Annotated in this window: 17 protein-coding genes and 1 pseudogene; 5 read left to right on the forward strand and 13 right to left on the reverse strand. The window is 61.4% G+C overall.

The genetic code is table 11. The features are described from left to right. Window positions 1–32: 32 nt before the first annotated feature. From KKY_RS11515 to KKY_RS11575, 13 genes and pseudogenes are all read right to left on the reverse strand, one after another. On the reverse strand, window positions 33–1,532 hold the full coding sequence (locus KKY_RS11515) for a tripartite tricarboxylate transporter permease (protein ID WP_014131523.1): 1,500 nt from the start codon (window positions 1,530–1,532) through the stop codon (window positions 33–35). Beyond that, window positions 1,532–1,996, reverse strand: coding sequence for a tripartite tricarboxylate transporter TctB family protein (locus KKY_RS11520; RefSeq protein WP_014131524.1), 465 nt, complete (start codon window positions 1,994–1,996; stop codon window positions 1,532–1,534). The genes KKY_RS11515 and KKY_RS11520 overlap by 1 nt, the downstream gene beginning before the upstream one ends. Window positions 1,997–2,020: 24 nt before the next feature. Beyond that, on the reverse strand, window positions 2,021–2,824 hold the full coding sequence (locus tag KKY_RS11525) for an SDR family NAD(P)-dependent oxidoreductase (protein ID WP_014131525.1): 804 nt from the start codon (window positions 2,822–2,824) through the stop codon (window positions 2,021–2,023). A gap of 3 nt (window positions 2,825–2,827) precedes the next feature. Beyond that, window positions 2,828–3,700 carry an amidohydrolase family protein gene (locus KKY_RS11530; RefSeq protein WP_041528730.1) on the reverse strand — a complete coding sequence of 291 codons (873 nt, stop codon included), beginning with the start codon at window positions 3,698–3,700 and terminating at the stop codon, window positions 2,828–2,830. After that, a complete protein-coding gene (locus KKY_RS11535; protein ID WP_014131527.1) occupies window positions 3,697–4,260 on the reverse strand; it encodes a carboxymuconolactone decarboxylase family protein in 564 nt (187 codons plus the stop codon). The genes KKY_RS11530 and KKY_RS11535 overlap by 4 nt, the downstream gene beginning before the upstream one ends. Next, entirely contained in the window at window positions 4,260–4,916 is a 657-nt protein-coding gene (locus tag KKY_RS11540) for a glutathione S-transferase family protein (protein ID WP_244404009.1), read from the reverse strand. Before KKY_RS11540 ends, KKY_RS11535 begins: the two co-directional genes overlap by 1 nt. 69 nt (window positions 4,917–4,985) lie before the next feature. Beyond that, on the reverse strand, window positions 4,986–5,954 hold the full coding sequence (locus KKY_RS11545; RefSeq protein ID WP_014131529.1) for a Bug family tripartite tricarboxylate transporter substrate binding protein: 969 nt from the start codon (window positions 5,952–5,954) through the stop codon (window positions 4,986–4,988). A gap of 53 nt (window positions 5,955–6,007) precedes the next feature. Beyond that, window positions 6,008–6,976 (reverse strand): Bug family tripartite tricarboxylate transporter substrate binding protein, encoded by a 969-nt coding sequence (locus KKY_RS11550; RefSeq protein ID WP_014131530.1) that lies wholly within the window; start codon window positions 6,974–6,976, stop codon window positions 6,008–6,010. A gap of 204 nt (window positions 6,977–7,180) precedes the next feature. Then, window positions 7,181–8,137, reverse strand: a complete 957-nt coding sequence (locus KKY_RS11555; protein WP_014131532.1) for a LysR family transcriptional regulator — start codon at window positions 8,135–8,137, stop codon at window positions 7,181–7,183. Between the two features lie 544 nt (window positions 8,138–8,681). Further along, window positions 8,682–10,169, reverse strand: coding sequence for a gamma-glutamyltransferase family protein (locus tag KKY_RS11560; protein ID WP_041529365.1), 1,488 nt, complete (start codon window positions 10,167–10,169; stop codon window positions 8,682–8,684). Between the two features lie 8 nt (window positions 10,170–10,177). Next, entirely contained in the window at window positions 10,178–10,834 is a 657-nt protein-coding gene (locus KKY_RS11565) for a cysteine hydrolase family protein (protein WP_014131534.1), read from the reverse strand. A gap of 117 nt (window positions 10,835–10,951) precedes the next feature. Further along, window positions 10,952–12,060, reverse strand: a pseudogene (locus KKY_RS21025) (BMP family ABC transporter substrate-binding protein). A gap of 177 nt (window positions 12,061–12,237) precedes the next feature. Further along, a complete protein-coding gene (locus KKY_RS11575; protein ID WP_041528731.1) occupies window positions 12,238–12,885 on the reverse strand; it encodes a TetR/AcrR family transcriptional regulator in 648 nt (215 codons plus the stop codon). A gap of 466 nt (window positions 12,886–13,351) precedes the next feature. Here KKY_RS11575 and KKY_RS11580 point away from each other — a divergent pair, with 466 nt between their 5' ends. The 5 genes from KKY_RS11580 to KKY_RS11600 all read left to right on the forward strand — a co-directional run bounded on the left by KKY_RS11580 (window position 13,352) and on the right by KKY_RS11600 (window position 18,059). Then, entirely contained in the window at window positions 13,352–14,197 is an 846-nt protein-coding gene (locus KKY_RS11580; protein ID WP_014131539.1) for a MurR/RpiR family transcriptional regulator, read from the forward strand. 261 nt (window positions 14,198–14,458) lie between these two features. Beyond that, window positions 14,459–15,496 carry a TRAP transporter substrate-binding protein gene (locus tag KKY_RS11585; RefSeq protein WP_014131540.1) on the forward strand — a complete coding sequence of 346 codons (1,038 nt, stop codon included), beginning with the start codon at window positions 14,459–14,461 and terminating at the stop codon, window positions 15,494–15,496. A gap of 24 nt (window positions 15,497–15,520) precedes the next feature. Continuing rightward, entirely contained in the window at window positions 15,521–16,084 is a 564-nt protein-coding gene (locus KKY_RS11590) for a TRAP transporter small permease subunit (RefSeq protein ID WP_041528732.1), read from the forward strand. Between the two features lie 2 nt (window positions 16,085–16,086). Continuing rightward, complete coding sequence (locus KKY_RS11595; RefSeq protein ID WP_014131542.1) at window positions 16,087–17,388, forward strand: TRAP transporter large permease; 1,302 nt, start codon at window positions 16,087–16,089, stop codon at window positions 17,386–17,388. Next, complete coding sequence (locus tag KKY_RS11600; RefSeq protein ID WP_014131543.1) at window positions 17,388–18,059, forward strand: aspartate/glutamate racemase family protein; 672 nt, start codon at window positions 17,388–17,390, stop codon at window positions 18,057–18,059. The genes KKY_RS11595 and KKY_RS11600 overlap by 1 nt, the downstream gene beginning before the upstream one ends. The last annotated feature ends 48 nt before the right edge of the window (window positions 18,060–18,107 follow it).

An 18,107-nucleotide genomic window follows, 5' to 3' on the forward strand; every position in this document is an offset into this window, starting at 1 on the left:
CGCCCGGCTGGCCTCTCCTGCAAAAATGCCGCCTATTGGACCAGGGGAACACGCTTACGGCGAAAGACCGAGACCAGCATGAAAGCGAGCAAAACCAGGGTAATCGCCAAGAGCGTACCGCTGATGGGCCGACTGACGAGGACCATCGGGTCTCCGCGAGCAAGGAGCATGGCGCGGCGCAGATTCTCCTCCATCATCGGGCCGAGAACAAACCCGATCAGCAATGGCGCCGGTTCGAACCGCAAAAGACGCATGGCGTAGCCCAAGGCCCCGAAGCCGAGCACCATGCCGACCTCGAAGAGGCTGTAATTGAGTGCGTAAACACCAATGCAGATGAGGACGAGGATGGCCGGATAAAGATACTGATAGGGTATCTTGAGCAGCCGCACCCAGATGCCGATCAGCGGGATGTTGAGGATGAGCAGCATGATGTTGCCGATCCAGAAACTCATCACCAGTCCCCAGAAGATGTCGGGGTTGTTGGCCATCAGACCGGGCCCCGGGGTGATGCCGTGGATAAGCAGCGCACCGAGCATGAGCGCCATGGTGGCCGAGCCGGGAATGCCCAGGGTCAGGGTGGGGATGAAGGCGGTCTGCACGGCAGCGTTGTTGGCCGATTCAGGGGATGCGAGCCCCTCGATGGCCCCCTTGCCGAACCGGGAAGGATCCTTTGCGACCTTCTTTTCGACGGCATAGCCGATGAACGAGGCGATCGACTGGCCCGCGCCGGGCAAGGCACCGAAAAAACTGCCGATGCCGGCACCGCGCAGGATCGGCAGCGCCACCTGGCGCCCCTCGCCCTTGGCCGGGAGCATCGAACGCAAAGTGATCTTGTCGCTCATCAGCTTGCGGTCGCCATCGCGGATCGAGGCAATGATTTCGGCGACGCCGAACAGGCCCATGGCGAGCGCGACCAGGCTGATGCCGTCGTAAAGTTCGATGAGCCCGAAGGTGTAGCGGGTGATGCCGGTGTTGACGTCGGCGCCGACCGAGCCCAACACCAGGCCAAGCACCACCATGGCGATGCCCTTGAGCGGCGAATTCTGGGTGACCCCGGCGGCCGCGATCAGGCCCAGCGCCATGAGCGCGAAGTATTCCGCCGGTCCGAAGGCCAGCGCCACCTGACTCAGAAGCGGCGAAAACGCCATGAGCAGGAGAATACCGATGGAGCCGCCCACGAACGAAGCGATCGTGGTGATAAAGAGCGCGACCCCCGCCCGGCCTTTTTGCGCCATGGGATAGCCGTCAAGGCAAGTAACGGCCGAGGACGGCGTACCGGGTAGATTGAGCAGGATCGAGGCGGTCGAACCGCCATATTCGGCGCCGTAATAGACGCCTGCGAGCATGACGAGCGCGGTTGTCGGTTCGATGTAGAACGTGATCGGCAAGAGCATGGAGACCGCGGCCAGCGAACCAATGCCGGGCAAGACACCGATGAAGGTCCCCAGAAACACGCCGAGAAAGCAATAGAGCAGATTGACCGGGGTGAACGCTGTCTGCAGGCCCAGGGCCAGGTTGGCAAGCATATCCATCAGAACGGTACCTTGATGAGCGGGATCGGCATGCCCAAACCGCGCGAGAAGATAAGCCAGGTGGCAAATGGCAGGGCGATGCACAGCACGGCAATGCCGAACCAGCGGCTCTTGGTGTCGCCAAGCGAGGAGATGATGACGGTGAGAAAGACCGCCGGCAGCAGGCCACCATAGGCCATGCCGACCATGAATCCCACGATCGAGAGCAGCACGGCGATCACGGGGCGCCAGGAAAAGTTGATCGGCTCCTCGTCGCCCTCGGGCGCAGCGGCCCGGGGGCGCAACGCAGCGAGCGCGATCAGCGCGGCGAGGCCCATCATAAGCCCCCCAAGAACCATGGGAAAGTAACCGGGACCCATGCGGGTGGCCGAACCGATGTTATAGGTAAGCGCGATGGCGAGGATGGCGGCACCGAGCGCGAACAGGCACAGCCCTCCCACCAGATCGACCTTGTTGATTGTCATGGTCTCCTCCTCAATGCGATGGCTTCAATCGCAGCGGGCGGTCATGCCGCCATCGAGCACGATTTCGGTACCGGTGACAAAGCGCGCGTCATCGGATGCGAGATAGGCGACAGCCTGCGCGGTATCGCGGCCATCCCCCATGAAGCCGAGCGGGATGCGCTTGACCCGCGATTCGAGCAAGGCCTCGACATTGCCGCCGGCGCGCTGACCAGCCAACCGATTCTCGACCATGGGGGTGTGGAGTTGTCCGGGCACCACGGTGTTCACTCGGATTCCGTAGGGCGCGTACTGAACGGCGGTGACTTTGGAGAACTGGATGACGGCAGCTTTGGCGGCTGCGTAGCCAGCCTGAGCAGCGCCGGTATAGCGCAGGCCCGAGGTCGAGGCGAGATTGACGATGGCGCCGCGCTGGCGCGCCTGCATTCCCGGCAGAACGGCTTTGCAGGTGAGAAATACGCTGGTGAGGTTGAACAGTATCTGGCGATCCCAGGCCTCGCGCGAGAGTTCGGCCGCGCCGCCGGGCGCGGAGCCACCGACGTTGTTGACCAGGATATCGGGCGCGCCGAGCACGGTTTCGCAATGGCTCAATGCTGTGCGAATGGAAGCTTCATCGGTGACATCGCAAAAAAACGCCTCAATGTTACCGCCCGCCGCTCCGGCCATGGCGACGGTCTCTTCAAGAGAGCCGGTATCTATGTCGGTGGCCAGGACCCTGGCGCCTTCGCGGGCGAGTTGTACCGCCACGGCACGGCCATTGCCCCACCCGGTGCCCACACACCCGGCGCCGGTGACAATGGCTATGCGACCCTCCAGTCGGCTTGTCGTCATGGATCAGTCCTCAAACCGATAAAAGCGTTGGGGATTGTCGACCATAAGTGCCCGCAGGTGTGCTGGATCGGGGGCGATCCGCGCAATGAGATCGACAAGTACACCATCGTCGGGCGGGCCACCGGCGAGATTGGGATGGGGCCAGTCGGTGCCCCAAAAAACGCGGTCGGGGTACGTTTCGACAAGCCGGCGGGCGAAGGGGACGGCGTCGTCATAGGGGACCCCCCTGGCCGAGGCGCGCTCGCTGCCGCTAACCTTGACCAGGAACTTTTCGTTTTCCATCAGGTCCATCAAGGCGCAAAAGGGCTCCTGATCGGGTCCGGCGGCGGCGTCGATGCGCCCCATGTGATCAATCACGACGGGCGTCGCCGCCGCGGCCAAGATCGCGCCGGTTTCGGCAATAAGCTGGGGCGCAAGGTGGATCTGAAGGTGCATGCCGTAGTCGGCGAGCCTGTGACTGAAGGCAACGATATCCTGGGCCGAGGCGCCAACCTCAAGATGAGGCATGAAATTGAAGCGCACGCCGCGCACGCCATGGGCTGCGAGATCGGCCAGAGTTGCGTCGGCAACGTCAATGGGCACGAGCGCGATGCCGAGATAACGTCCGGGGCGAGCGGCCATGGCCTCGAGCATGGCGCTATTGTCATAGCCGTGACAACCCGATTGAACGATGACGCAGCGCTCTATGCCGAACATATCGTGAAGCGCGAACAGACGCTCTTTTGGAGCATCTGCGGGGCGGAAGGCGACGCCCTCGGGATAGGGAAAGCGCGACTGGGGACCAAAGACGTGACAGTGTGTGTCGCAGGACAACCTGGGCAGCGTGACGCTGGAGGCGCTGGGTGCGGGATGGTAGCTTGGCTGAGACTGGCTCATGACGCGCGCTCCCCAACCGTCATTTCGGGCGTTGCGCCTTCGGGTGCGGGAACCTCGAAGGCGTTGATGGTCATCGAGATCAGGGTGTAATAGCCGAGAATACCGATCAGATCGACCAGAGCCTGTTCGCCCAGCGTTGCAACGGCGTCATCGTAGGTGGCAGGCGAGAGGAAGCGGGTGGCGTTGAGCTCGCTGGCCACAGCATAGACGCAGGCCTGACGCGTATCGGCAAATCCCGGTTGGCGCCGGTCGCGGATGGCGTCGATGATTTCCGAAGTCAGCCCCGCCTTTAGCGCGAAAGGCTTGTGGGCGGCCCACTCATACTCCGAACTCCACACGCGGGCGGTGACAAGGATGGCCAGCTCGCTCAGTGCGGGTTCGAGAAGCGTGTCGTAGCGGCAATAGGCGCCCAAGGCTTGGGCTCGATCGGCGAGATCGGGGCGATGCAGCCACACCGCGAGTGGTCCCCGCACACCACCGCGAGGACCCGAAGCGATCGCCTCGTGTATGGCGCGCTGGCGGTCGGAAAAAGTGCGGGGATCGGGGGGCGAAAGACGCATCAGGCAGCTCCCTGGGATGCTGTGGGACGCATGGCGGCAAGGTCGGGATGGCGCGCCTCGAAGGTGTCGAGCCAGGCGACAAGGGTGGGAAATTCTGGTCGCCAATCAACCGGATTGCGCCAGTCGAGATAACCCAACGCGCAGCTCAGACTTACGGCAGCCGCGCTCAAATGCGGGTCGAGCACCGGCGGGTTGGTGGCAAAATGGTTGAGCGCGCGCAGGATCTTGCCGCGCTGATGGGCCAACCAGATGTCCGACCTCTGCTCGGGCCCCCGAAAGCGCCCCTCATAGACCATGAGAAGGGCAGCGTCGGCAACACCGTCGGCGAGAACCACATCGGTGCGCATGAGTGCCAACTCGAGCGGCTCGGTTGGAAAGAGGGTCTGGCCGGAGACCTGGTCGCACAGATATTCGACGATGGTGCGGCTGTCGAACAGGATAGGGCCATCGGGCAGGATCAGGCAGGGAATCTTGCCCAGCGGGTTCTGGTCGCGCAGCGTATCGGCTTCATCAACCGTGCTGGCCATCACCAGATCGTATCGATCGGCAAGGCCGAGCAGGTGGAGCACCATCCGTACCTTGCGCCCGAACGGCGAGGTTGAAGACGAGCGCAGAACCATCTTGTCTGCGACGGCAAGGGGACGGAACGAAGACATCAACCACAACCCAAAGAAAACTGCATGGTGAAACCGGCCGGCGACGGCGACGCGCCGCCAACCGAGAGATTATTGGACGACGGCGCCCGAGAGCTCGACAACACTGGCCCATTTTTCAGTCTCGGCGGCCATATAGTCGGCGAAGGCATCGGGGGTCGAAGCGATGACATTGATACCCTGGGCAGCGAGTGCTTCGGACACCCCGGCGTCATTCAGCGTCTCGACGAAGGCATCCTGAAGACGGGTTGCCACGTCCTCGGGCAGGCCGGCGGGGGCGATGATGCCGTACCAGTTTTCAGCAACGACCTCGGGGAAGCCCAACTCAGCCGTCGTGGGAACGTCGGGCAGCGTGGGCGCACGCCGGGCGCTCCCCACTGCGAGGGGGCGCAAAGTGCCCGCTTCCACATGTGGCAAGAGGACCGGAAGATCGGCGAACATCATCTGGACCTGGCCACCCAGCAGATCGGTGACCGCCGGAGCCGCGCCGCTGTAGGGCACGTGCACGGTATCAATCTCCGCCTCGAAATTGAGAAGCTCGCCGGCCAGATGCTGCATGCCGCCGGGGCCCGAAGATGCGTAGTTGATTATACCGGGGTTATCGGCTGCATAGGCGATAAGCTCGTCAAAGCTCTCGACCGCGACATTGGGATTGGCGACCAGCAGCTCGGGCACGCTGCCCAAAAGGGTGATCGGGGTCAGATCGGTCAGAGAGTCATAGGGCATGGTGGCCTGAACGCTGGCACTGATGGCCAGGGCGCCGGCGCTCGATATACCGATGAGATAGCCGTCGGGCTCGGCTTTGGCCACCAAATCCGTCCCTATCACGCCCCCTGCCCCGCCACGGTTCTCGATGACGACTGGCTGGCCGAGCAATTCGGACAGTTTTGGGGAAATGAGCCGGGCAACGGTGTCGTTGGGACCACCGGCGGCAAAGGGGACGATCATGCGGATGGGCTGGCTGGGATAGTCCTGGGCAAACGCGCCCAGCCCGATCGGGGCCATCGCAAGCGCGAGAGCCGAAACAGCGAGAATTTTCATTGCATAGCTCCAATGGCTGGACCGGGCCGACAAGCCCGGTCCTCTGGACGGACCTACTGGTCCATGGCACCCGAGACTTCGACGACCTCGGCCCACTTTTCGGTTTCGCTGGCGATGTAGTCGCCGAACTCTTGCGGGCTCGACCCGATCAGGTTTGCGCCCTGGCTGCCAAGGGTCTCGGCGACACCTTCGTCGGCGAGCGCTTCGACAATGGCCGCGTTGAGCGTGGCGACGACATCTTCAGGGGTGCCTGGAGGGGCGACGATGCCGTACCAGTTTTCGGCGGTAACATCGGGCATGCCCAATTCAGCGGTGGTAGCCACATCGGGAAGCGTGCCGGTACGCTCGGCGCTACCGACGGCCAGAGCACGCAACGTGCCTTCCTGAACGTGGGGCAGCAGGACGGGAATATCGGCAAACATGAACTGGACCTGCCCGCCCAGCAGATCCGTCACCGCGGGAGCCGCGCCCGCATAGGGAACGTGCACCGCCTCGATCTCGGCAGCGATATTGAGCAACTCTCCAGCCAGATGCGGCATCGAGCCGGGGCCGGAGGAGGCAAAGTTCAGCGCACCGGGCTCGGCACGCGCCAATTCAAGCAACTCGTCGAACGTTTCCGCCTCGACGCCGTCATTGACCACGAGCAACTCGGGCACGCTGGCCAGCAGCGTTACCGGCGCGAAGTCGGTGGTTGCATCATAGGGCATGGTTTGCTGAACGCTGGCGCTGATGGCAAGCGCGCCGGCACTGCTCATGCCGATGAGGTAGCCATCGGGAGCACCCTTGGCGACCAGGTCGGTGCCAATGACGCCGCCGGCACCGCCGCGATTTTCGATAACGATCGGCTGACCGAGAATTTCGCCCATCTTCTGACTGACGACGCGCGCGATCGTATCGGCCGGGCCGCCAGCAGAGAACGGAACGACCATGCGAATGGCCTGGGTGGGGTATTCCTGTGCCGACGCCGCAGCGCTCAGGGTGGCGATGGATACGCCAAGGGCAAGGGTAACGAACGATTTCACTTCAATCCTCCCGTGGATGGCTGTCAGGCACGGCTTCTCCCAAAGCTATGCCGTACATGCATCGAACGACGGTTATGTCGCATGCATGGTGTCTGGACCGAGCCGAATTATTGCGGCGAGGTCAGCAATATGCAGAGGTTGCATGCTGGGAGCAGGTTGGTCCAATATAATTTTGGCCAACATATCAATGCCGTTTCGGCATAGCTATTCGACATCACCATGGCGGTGCATTTGACCGCCCTTCCATTCGCCCGCACCAATCAGGTCGGACAATGTCCGGCGTACGGTGGCGGCCAGTTCGTTGGTCAACCACGAGCCGCGCATTTCGCGCCGCCGCACGATGGCCAGGGTCGAAACAAGCGGCGGCTTATCGATGGGATAGGCCTGCATCTCGCCCAGCGCGACGTCTTTTTGCACGCTCGAATAGGTGGCGACGGTGAACCCGAGGCCATAGCGGATCATGGCCTTGATCAGCCCGATGCTGTCGACTTCGGTCTTGAAATTGAGATGGACGCCGAACTGGGCGGCGGCATTTTCCAGAAGACGGCGATTGGCGTGCGGAAGCGCGGGCATGATGAGCGGCAAATCGCTCATTTCGCCGACCGAAATGGATGCGCCGATGCGGGGAAGGCTACCGTGGGCTTTGCGGCCGGGGCCGACTAAGACGGTATTTTCGTAAAGGATCGGCTCGATATCGAGATCATCGAGAGGGACTGGATTGTGCAACACGGCAAGATCGATGCGGCGATCGAGAATCCATTCGTGCAGCGAATTGGACCCGCCTTCGAGAAGGTGCAGGGCAATCTGGGGCCAGGTGCGCCGATAGTATTCAACGATCGGCGGCGCCAGTTGCGCCCCGGCCATGGGCGGCAGGCCGAGCACGACGTTACCCACCGCCAGCTCATTACCTCCCGCAATGTGGTCGCGGGTCTGCTCGAGCAGGCTCAGAACCGCCTCGGCGCGTTCCATGAGCATGAAGCCGGCCTTGGTGAGTTCAACCCCCTTGCCATGGCGGTGGAGCAGTTGAGTCCCCAGTTCGTGCTCGAGCTTTTGCACCTGACGACTGATGGCCGGCTGGGCAATCCGCAGCTCGGTGGCCGCCTTGCTGAAGCTCTTGGAGCGAACGACCTGAACAAAATAGCGCAGCGATTTGGTGTCCACGTCTGTCTCGCTCTCGGGCTATCGTGCGTCAAATGACATATACCTGCTGGTTCGGGTCGACAATGACGTAAGGCGCGAAAGCGGTAGGGCGCCATTGTCGTTGCACCGAGATGGGCGGGCAAAAAGGAGCGCATTTCCGTTGAGGTGCAACCGCCGCCCGCGCGCCATCATCTCAGGTTCGGCGGCGGGCCGAAGAACCAGCCGATTCAGCGTTCTACAGTCTCGGTCGCCATTCACCATGCATGGCATGGTCTCATGTCCATCGGCCGCTACCATCAGGCACACTGGCCAGGGGGCGCGATTTCGCCGAGAACCGCGATTTTGCACTCTAGCCGGATTTGGCAGCGGAGGACCGCTACAGCCAATCCCCACACCTACCGGAGATACGCTACCGGCTCCGATTGTTCTCGCGGCTTTTGGCGACGCAGGTATGCTGTCTGTCTGACTGGATTGGGGCCGTTACCGGACGATCTGCTTTCGACGCGGCTGCGCCCGAACGCGGACATGGTATAGTGCCGCAGAGGTTCTCTGGCTCCAAGCTTGATCAGCCACGCGGATCATGCGCACCAGACAATCCACCGTTTTCAAACATGCTGACGACACCGGCCTGCCCCGCCAGCGGGCTGAATGCGGGGATAGGGCTGACCTCATGGCCGCGCCGCGACAACTGTTCAAACACCGCTTTGGAGAACTGCCCTTCGAGCTTGAGCGTATCGCGGCTGTCGGAAAAGGTCCGACCGAGAAGAAATCGCCCCCCCGCCAATGCCTCAGCCGATGATCGGCCATAGTCGATGAGACGGGTGAGCAGCATGGCGAGTGTTTGCGGCTGCCCATCGGCCCCTTGCGTTCCGTAAAGCAGGTACGGCTTGCCGTCGCACAGCGCCATTCCGGGATTGAGCGTATAAAAGGGCCGTTTGCCTGGTCGAAAGCCATTCACATGATCGGGGTCGGGATCGAACGCGGCTCCCCGGTTCTGCCAGAGAATGCCGGTATCGCCCGCAACGACCCCGCTCCCCCAGTCGAAATAGATGCTCTGGAGAACGGAGGCACACCGCCCCTCCCCATCAACAGCGGCGAAGTATACAGTGTCGGCGGGCGCAAACCTGTGCGGCCACTCCATTGCACTGCCACCGATGCTGTCGGCCTTGGCCCGCAGCCGCACAGGATCGAGCAAACTGTCGAGATCGAGGGTCTGGCCATCGGGGTCTGCGATTTTTGGCCGGTCAAGAAAAGCGCGCTTTACCGCTTCGACAACCAGATGAACATGCTCCGCGCTATCCTCGATTATCGACGAAAAATCGAAATGGGAGAGGATGCCCATGATGCCAAGCGTCGTCATTCCTTGTGTCGGCGCAGGCGGCGCGAGAAGCCGTAGCCCGCGATAATCGATACCGATAGGCGCAACGCTGCGCGTCCGCGTCTCCGCAAGATCGGCATGGGCAATTGGCACGCCTGCCGTATTGAGACCTGCAACGATCCGGTCGGCCAACGCCCCTTCGTAAAAACTCCGGGCGCCGTCGGTCGCGATGGCTTCGAGCGTGCGGGCCAACTGCGGTTGGATGCTGATTTCGCCCGGCCCAAATAGAGCATCAAACCCGGACCAGTTGACCGTCTCTCCCGCTCTCAGACTGCGCCAATAGGCTTGCGACGATGAAACCCCAAACCCCTTGGCGGCGGTTTCGATCGCAGGGGCGATGAGGTCGCCGAGCGAATGCCACGCTGGCCAGTGCGCCAGCGCATGCGCCCAGCTGTCGACCACCGCTGCTGTTGTCAGTGCAGAGCGCGGACCGCGAATCGGTATGGGGCCCGTCGCGTCTCCATTGCGGATCGCCTGCCCGATTCCCATGAATGCCGTTTCGTTGCCCCGCCCATCCGAAACCAGCCAGACCGCGTCTCCGCCAATGCCGCAGAAATGGGGATAAACCACCGCCATCATCGCATTGACCGCAATCGCGGCCTCGATTGCGCTACCGCCTTTGGCCAAGACCTCCTCCCCGGCCCGCGTCGCAAGCGGATGAGGACTGATCACCATTCCGGCCATTACAGAAGACTCCGGAACTCGAGCGTCGTCATCACGCATTGATCCATATTGACCCCGGCAATGAGCAAGGTCCGCACACCGAGATTGCGCAACACGGCATCGGTCTCGCAGTCGCAGAATGCGCTGAACCGGTGCTTGGTGATCTGGTAATCGGCCGTCCCGGGATTGATCTCGTCAACCACCTCGGCACCCCAACTTCCCCTGGCAATCACTTCCGATCGCGTGCCGGGCACTGGCTGGCCAAGATTGGTCTCATTGGCATGCGGATTGTGCGCATGCTGGAGAGAGGGCGCGATGTTGAGGAGATCTTTGCGCACCCCCCAATTGACCCAAACAACGGGTATCCCCGCCTGCCGCCCCACCTCGATCATGGATTTGAGCGGTAAAATCGGTTTGCGGTTGGGCGTAATGTCGATGCCGCGTGAATGCAGCCACCCCCCTTCGGTGCAAAAGTCATTCTGCATGTCGACGATCAGCAGCGCTGTCTTGCTGGCATCGATGGTGATCGATTGCGGCTCGGCATCGATATCGAGCGGGCGATAGGTCCTGGATGGGCGGCTCATATCGACATGGGTGTCGGTTACCAACCAGCCCTGGCTGGCATCATGCCCCATCAGGAGCGGTTCGGCGGGTTCAGGTTTGGGTTCGGCGGTCATGACAATACTGCTTTTGTCTGCGGGTTCTATTCGGGCGTTATGCGGCCCCGGCCGGGAGCCGCCGCTTCCTCAACGGAGGTCAGTTGGTCGAACCGATAACGCCTTCGACAAGGAAGCTCATGGTTTCGACCGCTTCCATATCCAGCGCCTCGCCTTCACCGGCCATAAGAGTTCCGTCCTGGGCCGTGATCGGGCCGGACCATATGTCGAATTCACCAGCAATGATCGCGTCCTTGAGTTCGAGAATTCCGCCTGGAAATCGGCGGGAATCACATCGTTGAAGGGATCGAGAACGGCGGCGCCACCGGCCAGATCGGAGCGCACAGGGCTCGGCTCCCAGGTGCCGGCGTGAATTTCCTCGACCAGATCGAGCATCATCGGACCCCAGTTCCAGGAGACGCCGGTTAAAACCGCCTCGGGTGCGCGATCCATGACATCGACGTCCTTGCCGATGACATAGACACCCCGCTGCTCTGCCGTCTGGGCAATAGTGATCGGGCTATCGAACTGGTCGGCGATCACGTCGATGCCTTCATCGGCAAAGGCATTGACGGCCCGGCTTCCTTTTGCGGCTCCCACCAGCCGCCAGTCCAGACCACGGTAACCGTGGCGTCCGGGTTCACCGATTGGGCACCCAGTGTGAACGCATTGATGGAGCGGAAACGCTGCGGGATCTGGAAGGCGCCGACGAAGCCGAGCTTCCCCGTCTCCGACATTTCACCTGCGACCTTGCCGGCCAGATACATGCCATCGTCGCTGTCTGCCCAATAGGTGCCGACATTGGCTGACGTTTTGAGACCGCCCGCATGAAGAAATTTCACGTCCGGATAGTGTTCACCGAGCGAGATCGCGTAGTCGAGATAGCCATAGCTCGTTGCAAAGATGATGCCGTGACCTGAATTCACGAGCCGTTCCATCACCTGCTCGACTTCGGCCGATTCGGGGATGTTCTCGATCGCCGTGGTCTCGATGCCTTCGAGATTTTCCTCGAGATAAATGCGCCCGAGATCCATCGACATGTTGTAGCCATAATCCGCGACCGGACCCACATAAATGAATCCTATCTTGTCGGGATCGGTCTGCGCCATGACCGGCAAGGGAAAGGCGAGGGCGGCAAGCGTTGCAATAACCAGCTTTCGGGAGGCGCTTATGTTCATGATGAAAGTTTCCTTGGGATGTCGAAAAGTAATTACACGCTTACTAATGCAACCCTGATGCCAATCCATGTCCTTGCAATCCGCATGCCTGCGTCAAATAGTAAAAATCTATATACTTAAATCATTTAGCGGCATGCATTTCCGCGGCGGCCCGGTGCAGGATCGGCCCCAGGACACGAAAGATTCCGCTCCCTGCACAGCAAATGCGCAGGATCTGCCTAATTTTGCATCGGTTGAAGGGCGCGCCTAAGCGCGCGGCAGCGGCGCCAGGAAACTTTCGAGAACATCTCGCGCGAGCCGATAGTGCTCATCCTGCCAGGATTGCGAAAGGAGCTGTTCGTTCCAGATGATGGAAAGCGTATAGGCGTTGGATTTGTAGAAATAAGAAAGCGCGACCATGACGATATAAAGGTGCAGCGCATTGATCCCGGCACGAATACTGCCATCCTCCTCCCCGCGCCGGAGCAGCGTGTCGATATGCTCGACAACGGGCGAAGCCGCTTGCGGCGTGGCAGAGGAATTTTTCAGGAATTCCCCCTGCATCAGATTTTCCGAAGAGAGCAGGCGGATCAGTTCGGGGTGACGCGCAAAATGCCCGAAGATGAAATCGAACATCGTCATAAGGCCCGACAATGGCGCGGTCGCCGAAACATCGAGCTTGAGCTCTTCGGCCCTCAGCTCACCGAGCACCTTTTCAAGCACGGCAACGTAAAGCCCGGCCTTGTCGGTGAAATAGTGATAGACCATCCTGGCATTTACATCGGCAGCCTTGCAGATCGCATCCACCCGCGCACCCGTATAGCCATGCTGGGCGAACTGGTCCGTCGCCGCGCGCAGAATCCGCTCACGCGTCTCGGCGATATTGACGGCCCGCGGCCCGAGTGGCGCTCCCATTCGTTTTCTGGCCGAAGACACAAGTTTCTCCTGACTGCCCCCGTGCTGATAGCCGCCCCCGGCCTGTTAGGCAACAATTCGACCGTCAGAAGTCGTGACTATTGCGTTTGGCCAATACGCCTTTCGACCGTTAAGAGAGTGAAGGCCGCATGGCAGAGCAACTGCCGGCCAGTAGATCGAGCTTCCAGTCAATCTGCTCGTTGCCGATTTGAAAGACGGACAGTTTCCGAGCGCAATAACCAAATTCGGGAATGACCAAGAAGCGAGTGCCTCCAGGCTTTTCGATTTGGGGCCGATATCGGGCTATCTGTTTTCAGGATTTGCGCCCGAATCGCGGAGCGACCAGAATACGGCGCGTGTAAGACCATCCTTTGCCCGCGATAGCGGGCCCCGATTGCAGAAGCCCCTTTATCGCGGCCGCTCTCTGCGCTAGCGTCGATGAAACCGCAGTTTCAGGGGCGCGCGCGTGAAACAGACATTGCCGAAGACTTTCCTCGGTCGCATTCGTGCCGCACTGCCTGAGTTGCATCCTGCCGAACGACGGTTGGGCGAATTCCTCTGCGACTTTCCCGGCGAACTGGCGAGCTATGATGCCCAGGAACTGGCGCGACTGGCTAATGTCTCCAAGGCCACTGTGTCGCGCTTCGTGCGTCGGCTGGATTATGCCAGCTACGACGAAGCGCGGCGTCATGCCCGTGAAGACCAACGGTCTGGGTCACGCCTGTTTCTCAGCCATCCTGGCGACACGCATCCCGAAGCATCGCTGCTGGCAGCTATTGAACAGAGTAAAGCCAACCTCGACCAGACGTTCACGACCATACCCCAGGCCGAGATCGATGCGATGGCCAAGGCCATGCTTGGCGCGCGCAAGGTTTGGATCGTGGGCTTCCGTGCCAGCCATCCGCTGGCCGACTATCTGCGCTGGCAACTGACCCAGGTCATCGAAAATGTCGTGGCGATCCCGGGTGGTGGCGAAACGCTGGGGGAGCATCTGGCGAGCGTCTCCGCCGATGATTGCGTTGTTGTCTTTGGGTTGCGCAGGCGTGTCGCGGGCATGGAAGCCTTGCTGGACTATCTGGCCGCGAGCAGGGCGCCGCTGGCCTATGTGACCGATGAGGGACTGGAGCCCGATCGTCGCGCACGCTGGCACCTGCGTTGCCATACGGCCTCGAGCGGCCCGCTGTTCAACCATGTCTCGGTGATGGCCCTGTGCCATGTGCTGATTGCACGCACTATCGACCTGTCGGCCTCAACCGGCCGAGCCCGGCTACGCCGTATCGAAGCGGCCAATGACAGTCTCAACGAGCTCTGACTGCCGCCCAAATTGGCAGCAGCCCACACATGTGCTGAAACTGTAGTCAGAACTCCACCAGCGCACGAAATCAGAATTTCACCGTCTGTTGTGTTATCTCCCTGATAAGTCTATGAAATCTCGATTTCTTATACTTCTGGCATGAAACCTGCATTGCTTGACGAGCCAGCCAGAGCGGTTGGCTGCCCTTTGGGGCTTCAGGAATAGACCGCCGCGCGGACCTCCAGATCGATCGCGGCACTAACCAGGAAGGCAATTGATATGATCAACCGTTCGATCCTGACAGCCTTGGCCGTCGCCACGCTGTTCGTTCCCGCCGCCTATGCGCAGTCGCTGTCGTTCAAGGTGCTTGGCCAGCCGGCCGGTTCGGGGCTCATCGCCCAGAACAAGGAGCAGCCCTTCTTCGAGGCGCTCGCCGAGAATGCCGGTCTCGACGTGTCCGTGCAGTATCTGCCGGTCGATGTCGCCGGCATTCCGGATTCCGATGGCCTGCGGGTTCTCAAGTCGGGCCTGTTCGACATCGTCTCCATTCGCGGTCCGCAGGTGAGCCGTGACGAACCCTCGATCCTGGGCATGGACCTGATCGGCCTCAACACCAGCTATGAAAGCGGCCGCGCCCATATCGACGCCTTCTACGACACCGTCGACCAGCGCCTACAGACCCAGTTCAATGCCAAGCTGCTCGGCGTCTGGCCTGCCGGTCCCCAGATCATCTTCTGCAAGCCGGAAATCTCCGGGCTCGCGGACCTCCAGGGCCTCAAGGTTCGCGTCGGCGACCAGAGTGCTGCCAATTTCATGGCGGGCCTGGGCGCAACCGGTGTTCCGATGCCCTTTGGCGAAGTGCAGCAATCACTGGCGCGCGGCGTCGTCGATTGTGCGGTCACCGGCCCAGCATCGGCCAATTCGGGCGGCTGGCCGGAAGCCACGACCACGGTTCTACCTCTGGCCCTGCAAATGGCAGTCAACGGCTATGCTATTAACCTCGACAAGTGGAACGCCATGTCTGCCGAGGACCAGGACAAGCTCCAGACGGCGATCACGGCCCTGACTGACGACATCTGGACCTATTCCGAAGAACTCTATGCTGATGCCATGCGCTGCAACAGCGGCGAAACGCCATGCTCGCTGGCAACCTCCTACAGCCTCAAGCAGGCGCCGGTCTCCGATACGGATGTGGCAACCGTCGCCGCAGCAGTGGGTGAAGTGTCCCTGCCGGTCTGGGCCGAGCAGTGCAACGCGGTCTTTGCCGAGTGCGAAGCCAAATGGCGCGAGACGGTCGGCTTGGAGCTCGGTCTCTGACCCAGGCACAGTGGGAGAGGATACATGAAACGCATGGCGCAACTGTCTGGCATCACGTTTGGCGCGATCATGATCGCGCTATCATTTGCGATTGCGGCAGAGACTATCCTGCGAAAGTTCTTCTCCCACTCAATGGGCGGCATTGACGAATTGGGCGGCTATGCTGTCGCGGTCATCGCGCCGCTGGCCTTCCTCGTCACCGCCTATGAGCAGGCCCATATCCGCATCAACATCCTGCACGGAAAGCTGCCATTGCGGGCACGGGCCATTCTCAACACTGTCGCGGCGGTCTCCCTGGGCCTGCTGGCATTGTTCCTGCTCTATTTCACTTTCAAGACCGTGCAGGACACGCTGACCTATCGCTCCATCGCCCAGACCCCCTGGGCAACACCTCTCATTTTTCCGCAGAGCGTGTGGTTGGTCGCCATGCTCGCCTTCACCGCCGGTACACTTGTGATCTCGGCACGGACCTTGCTGTTGGCGATCCGGGGGGACTGGACGACGCTGGACCGAAAATTCGGACCCGGCTCGCCGCAGGATGAGCTGGAGGCCGAACTGGCCGAACTGAAGACCCGCGAAAGGGCGTAGTCATGAGCATCACCATTGTCGGAATTGGCTTCGCCATCATGCTTGGCCTCATGTTTCTCGGCATTCCCGTGGCCGTCGCCATTGTCGCAGTGGGCGTCCTGGGAGGCCTGGCCTTTTACGGCATGCCGCTGGTCGACATGATGGGCGGCGTGGTCTGGACCAGCTTCAACTCGCCCTCGATCCTCGCCATTCCATTGTTCATGCTGCTGGGCGAACTGCTGCTGCGTGGCGGCATTGCCGACAAGATGTTTGATGCCTTTGCGGTGTGGCTCGATCGGTTGCCGGGCGGATTGCTGCACACCAATATCGCCACGAGCGCCCTGTTTTCGGCCACCTCGGGCTCGTCGGTGGCGACCGCGGCTACCGTGGGCACCATCGCATTGCCGGCACTCAACCAGCGCAACTATCCGATCGGCGCCTCGCTCGGCTCGCTGGCGGCGGGTGGCACGCTGGGCATCCTGATCCCACCCTCGATCAACCTGCTGGTCTATGGCTCGCTTGCCAATGCCTCGGTGGGACAACTGTTTGCTGCCGGACTGGTACCGGGAGTTTTGTTGGCCCTGTCCTTCTCGCTCTACATCGCAATATTCCAGGGCCGGAGCAGCCGCGATGTCGGGCAACCGAAACTCTCGTTGCGCGCCAAGCTGGGTTACCTCAAATACCTGTTCCCACCCTTCCTGATCTTCGGCGTGGTGATGGGGTCCATCTATGGCGGGCTTGCAACCCCGACGGAGTCGGCAGCGCTCGGCGTCGTCATCGCTCTCGCCATTGTTGCAGTGATGAAGCGGCTGAGCTGGGCGCTCTTGCTCAATTGCTGCATGCAGGCGGCACGCACCACAGGCATGACCGTGATCGTCCTCAGTTGCGCCCTGCTGCTCAACGTCACCATCTCCATGCTGGGGGCCACGCAGGTGGTTACGCAATGGGTGGCCGGATTTGGGCTCGATGCGTTCACCCTGCTGCTTGTGCTGATCATCTTCTATATCGTGCTCGGCATGTTCATGGATGCCATGTCCATGCTGGTGCTGACCGTGCCGATTGCCGTGCCAATGGTCGCCGCCGTTGGCGTCGATCCGATCTGGTTCGGCATCTTCATTATCCTCATGTGCGAGATCGCCCTTATCACCCCACCTGTCGGTATGAACCTGTTCGTGGTGCATGGCCTCAGACGCGACGGCGGCAGCTTCAACGATGTCATCAAGGGTGGGCTCCCCTATGTGGGAGTGATGATCGGCTTCGTCATCCTGACCATGTTGGTCCCCGAAATCGTCACGTGGCTGCCCGACCGACTGGCAGGGCTGTGATGGACCGCACCGCTCACCCAGTGACCAGCAGGCGACTGCTGGTCATCAATCCCAATACCAATGTCGCCGTGACCGAGAGGGTGCGCAGGGCCGCCCAGGCATATGTCACTCCAGGTACGGCACTGGATGTGGTCAATCCAAAACAGGGTCCCTTCGCCATTGAAACACCGCAGGACCGCGCCGCGGCGGTCCCACATGTGATTGAGCTCATCGCCCGGGCGGCTGGCGCCTATAATGGATATATTCTCGCTTGTTTTGACGACATTGCCATTGCCGAGGCCCGTCAGGCGCTATCCGCGCCGGTCATCAGCATGGCCGAGGCCGGCATCCGGGCCGCCGCCGCGCACCATGCGCGCTTCACTGTCGTCACCACGGTCGAGGCGGCCGTGCCCACTATAGGGGCCCTCGTGGGTGTTTATGGTATGAGCGAGCGCTGCACGGTACGCGCGACGGGTATCGGCGTATCCGAGACAGCCGCAATGACCGAGAAAGCCGAGATCGCCCTGGCCGCTGCGGTAGCGGCATCGCAGGCATCTGGTTCGGGCGCTGTCGTGCTGGGTTCGGGCGCCTATGCGGGGCGGCGCCGGCAACTGACCCAAGCCTTCGCCACGCCCTTCATCGACGGTCTGGAAGCGGCACTGAACTATTGCGAAACGGCGGCCTTCAGCTAGCGTCCATCCAGCGGCAACTTTCGGGATAGTGCAAGGACGCTGCTGGTG

This window comes from Pelagibacterium halotolerans B2, assembly GCF_000230555.1.
Classification (GTDB): domain Bacteria; phylum Pseudomonadota; class Alphaproteobacteria; order Rhizobiales; family Devosiaceae; genus Pelagibacterium; species Pelagibacterium halotolerans.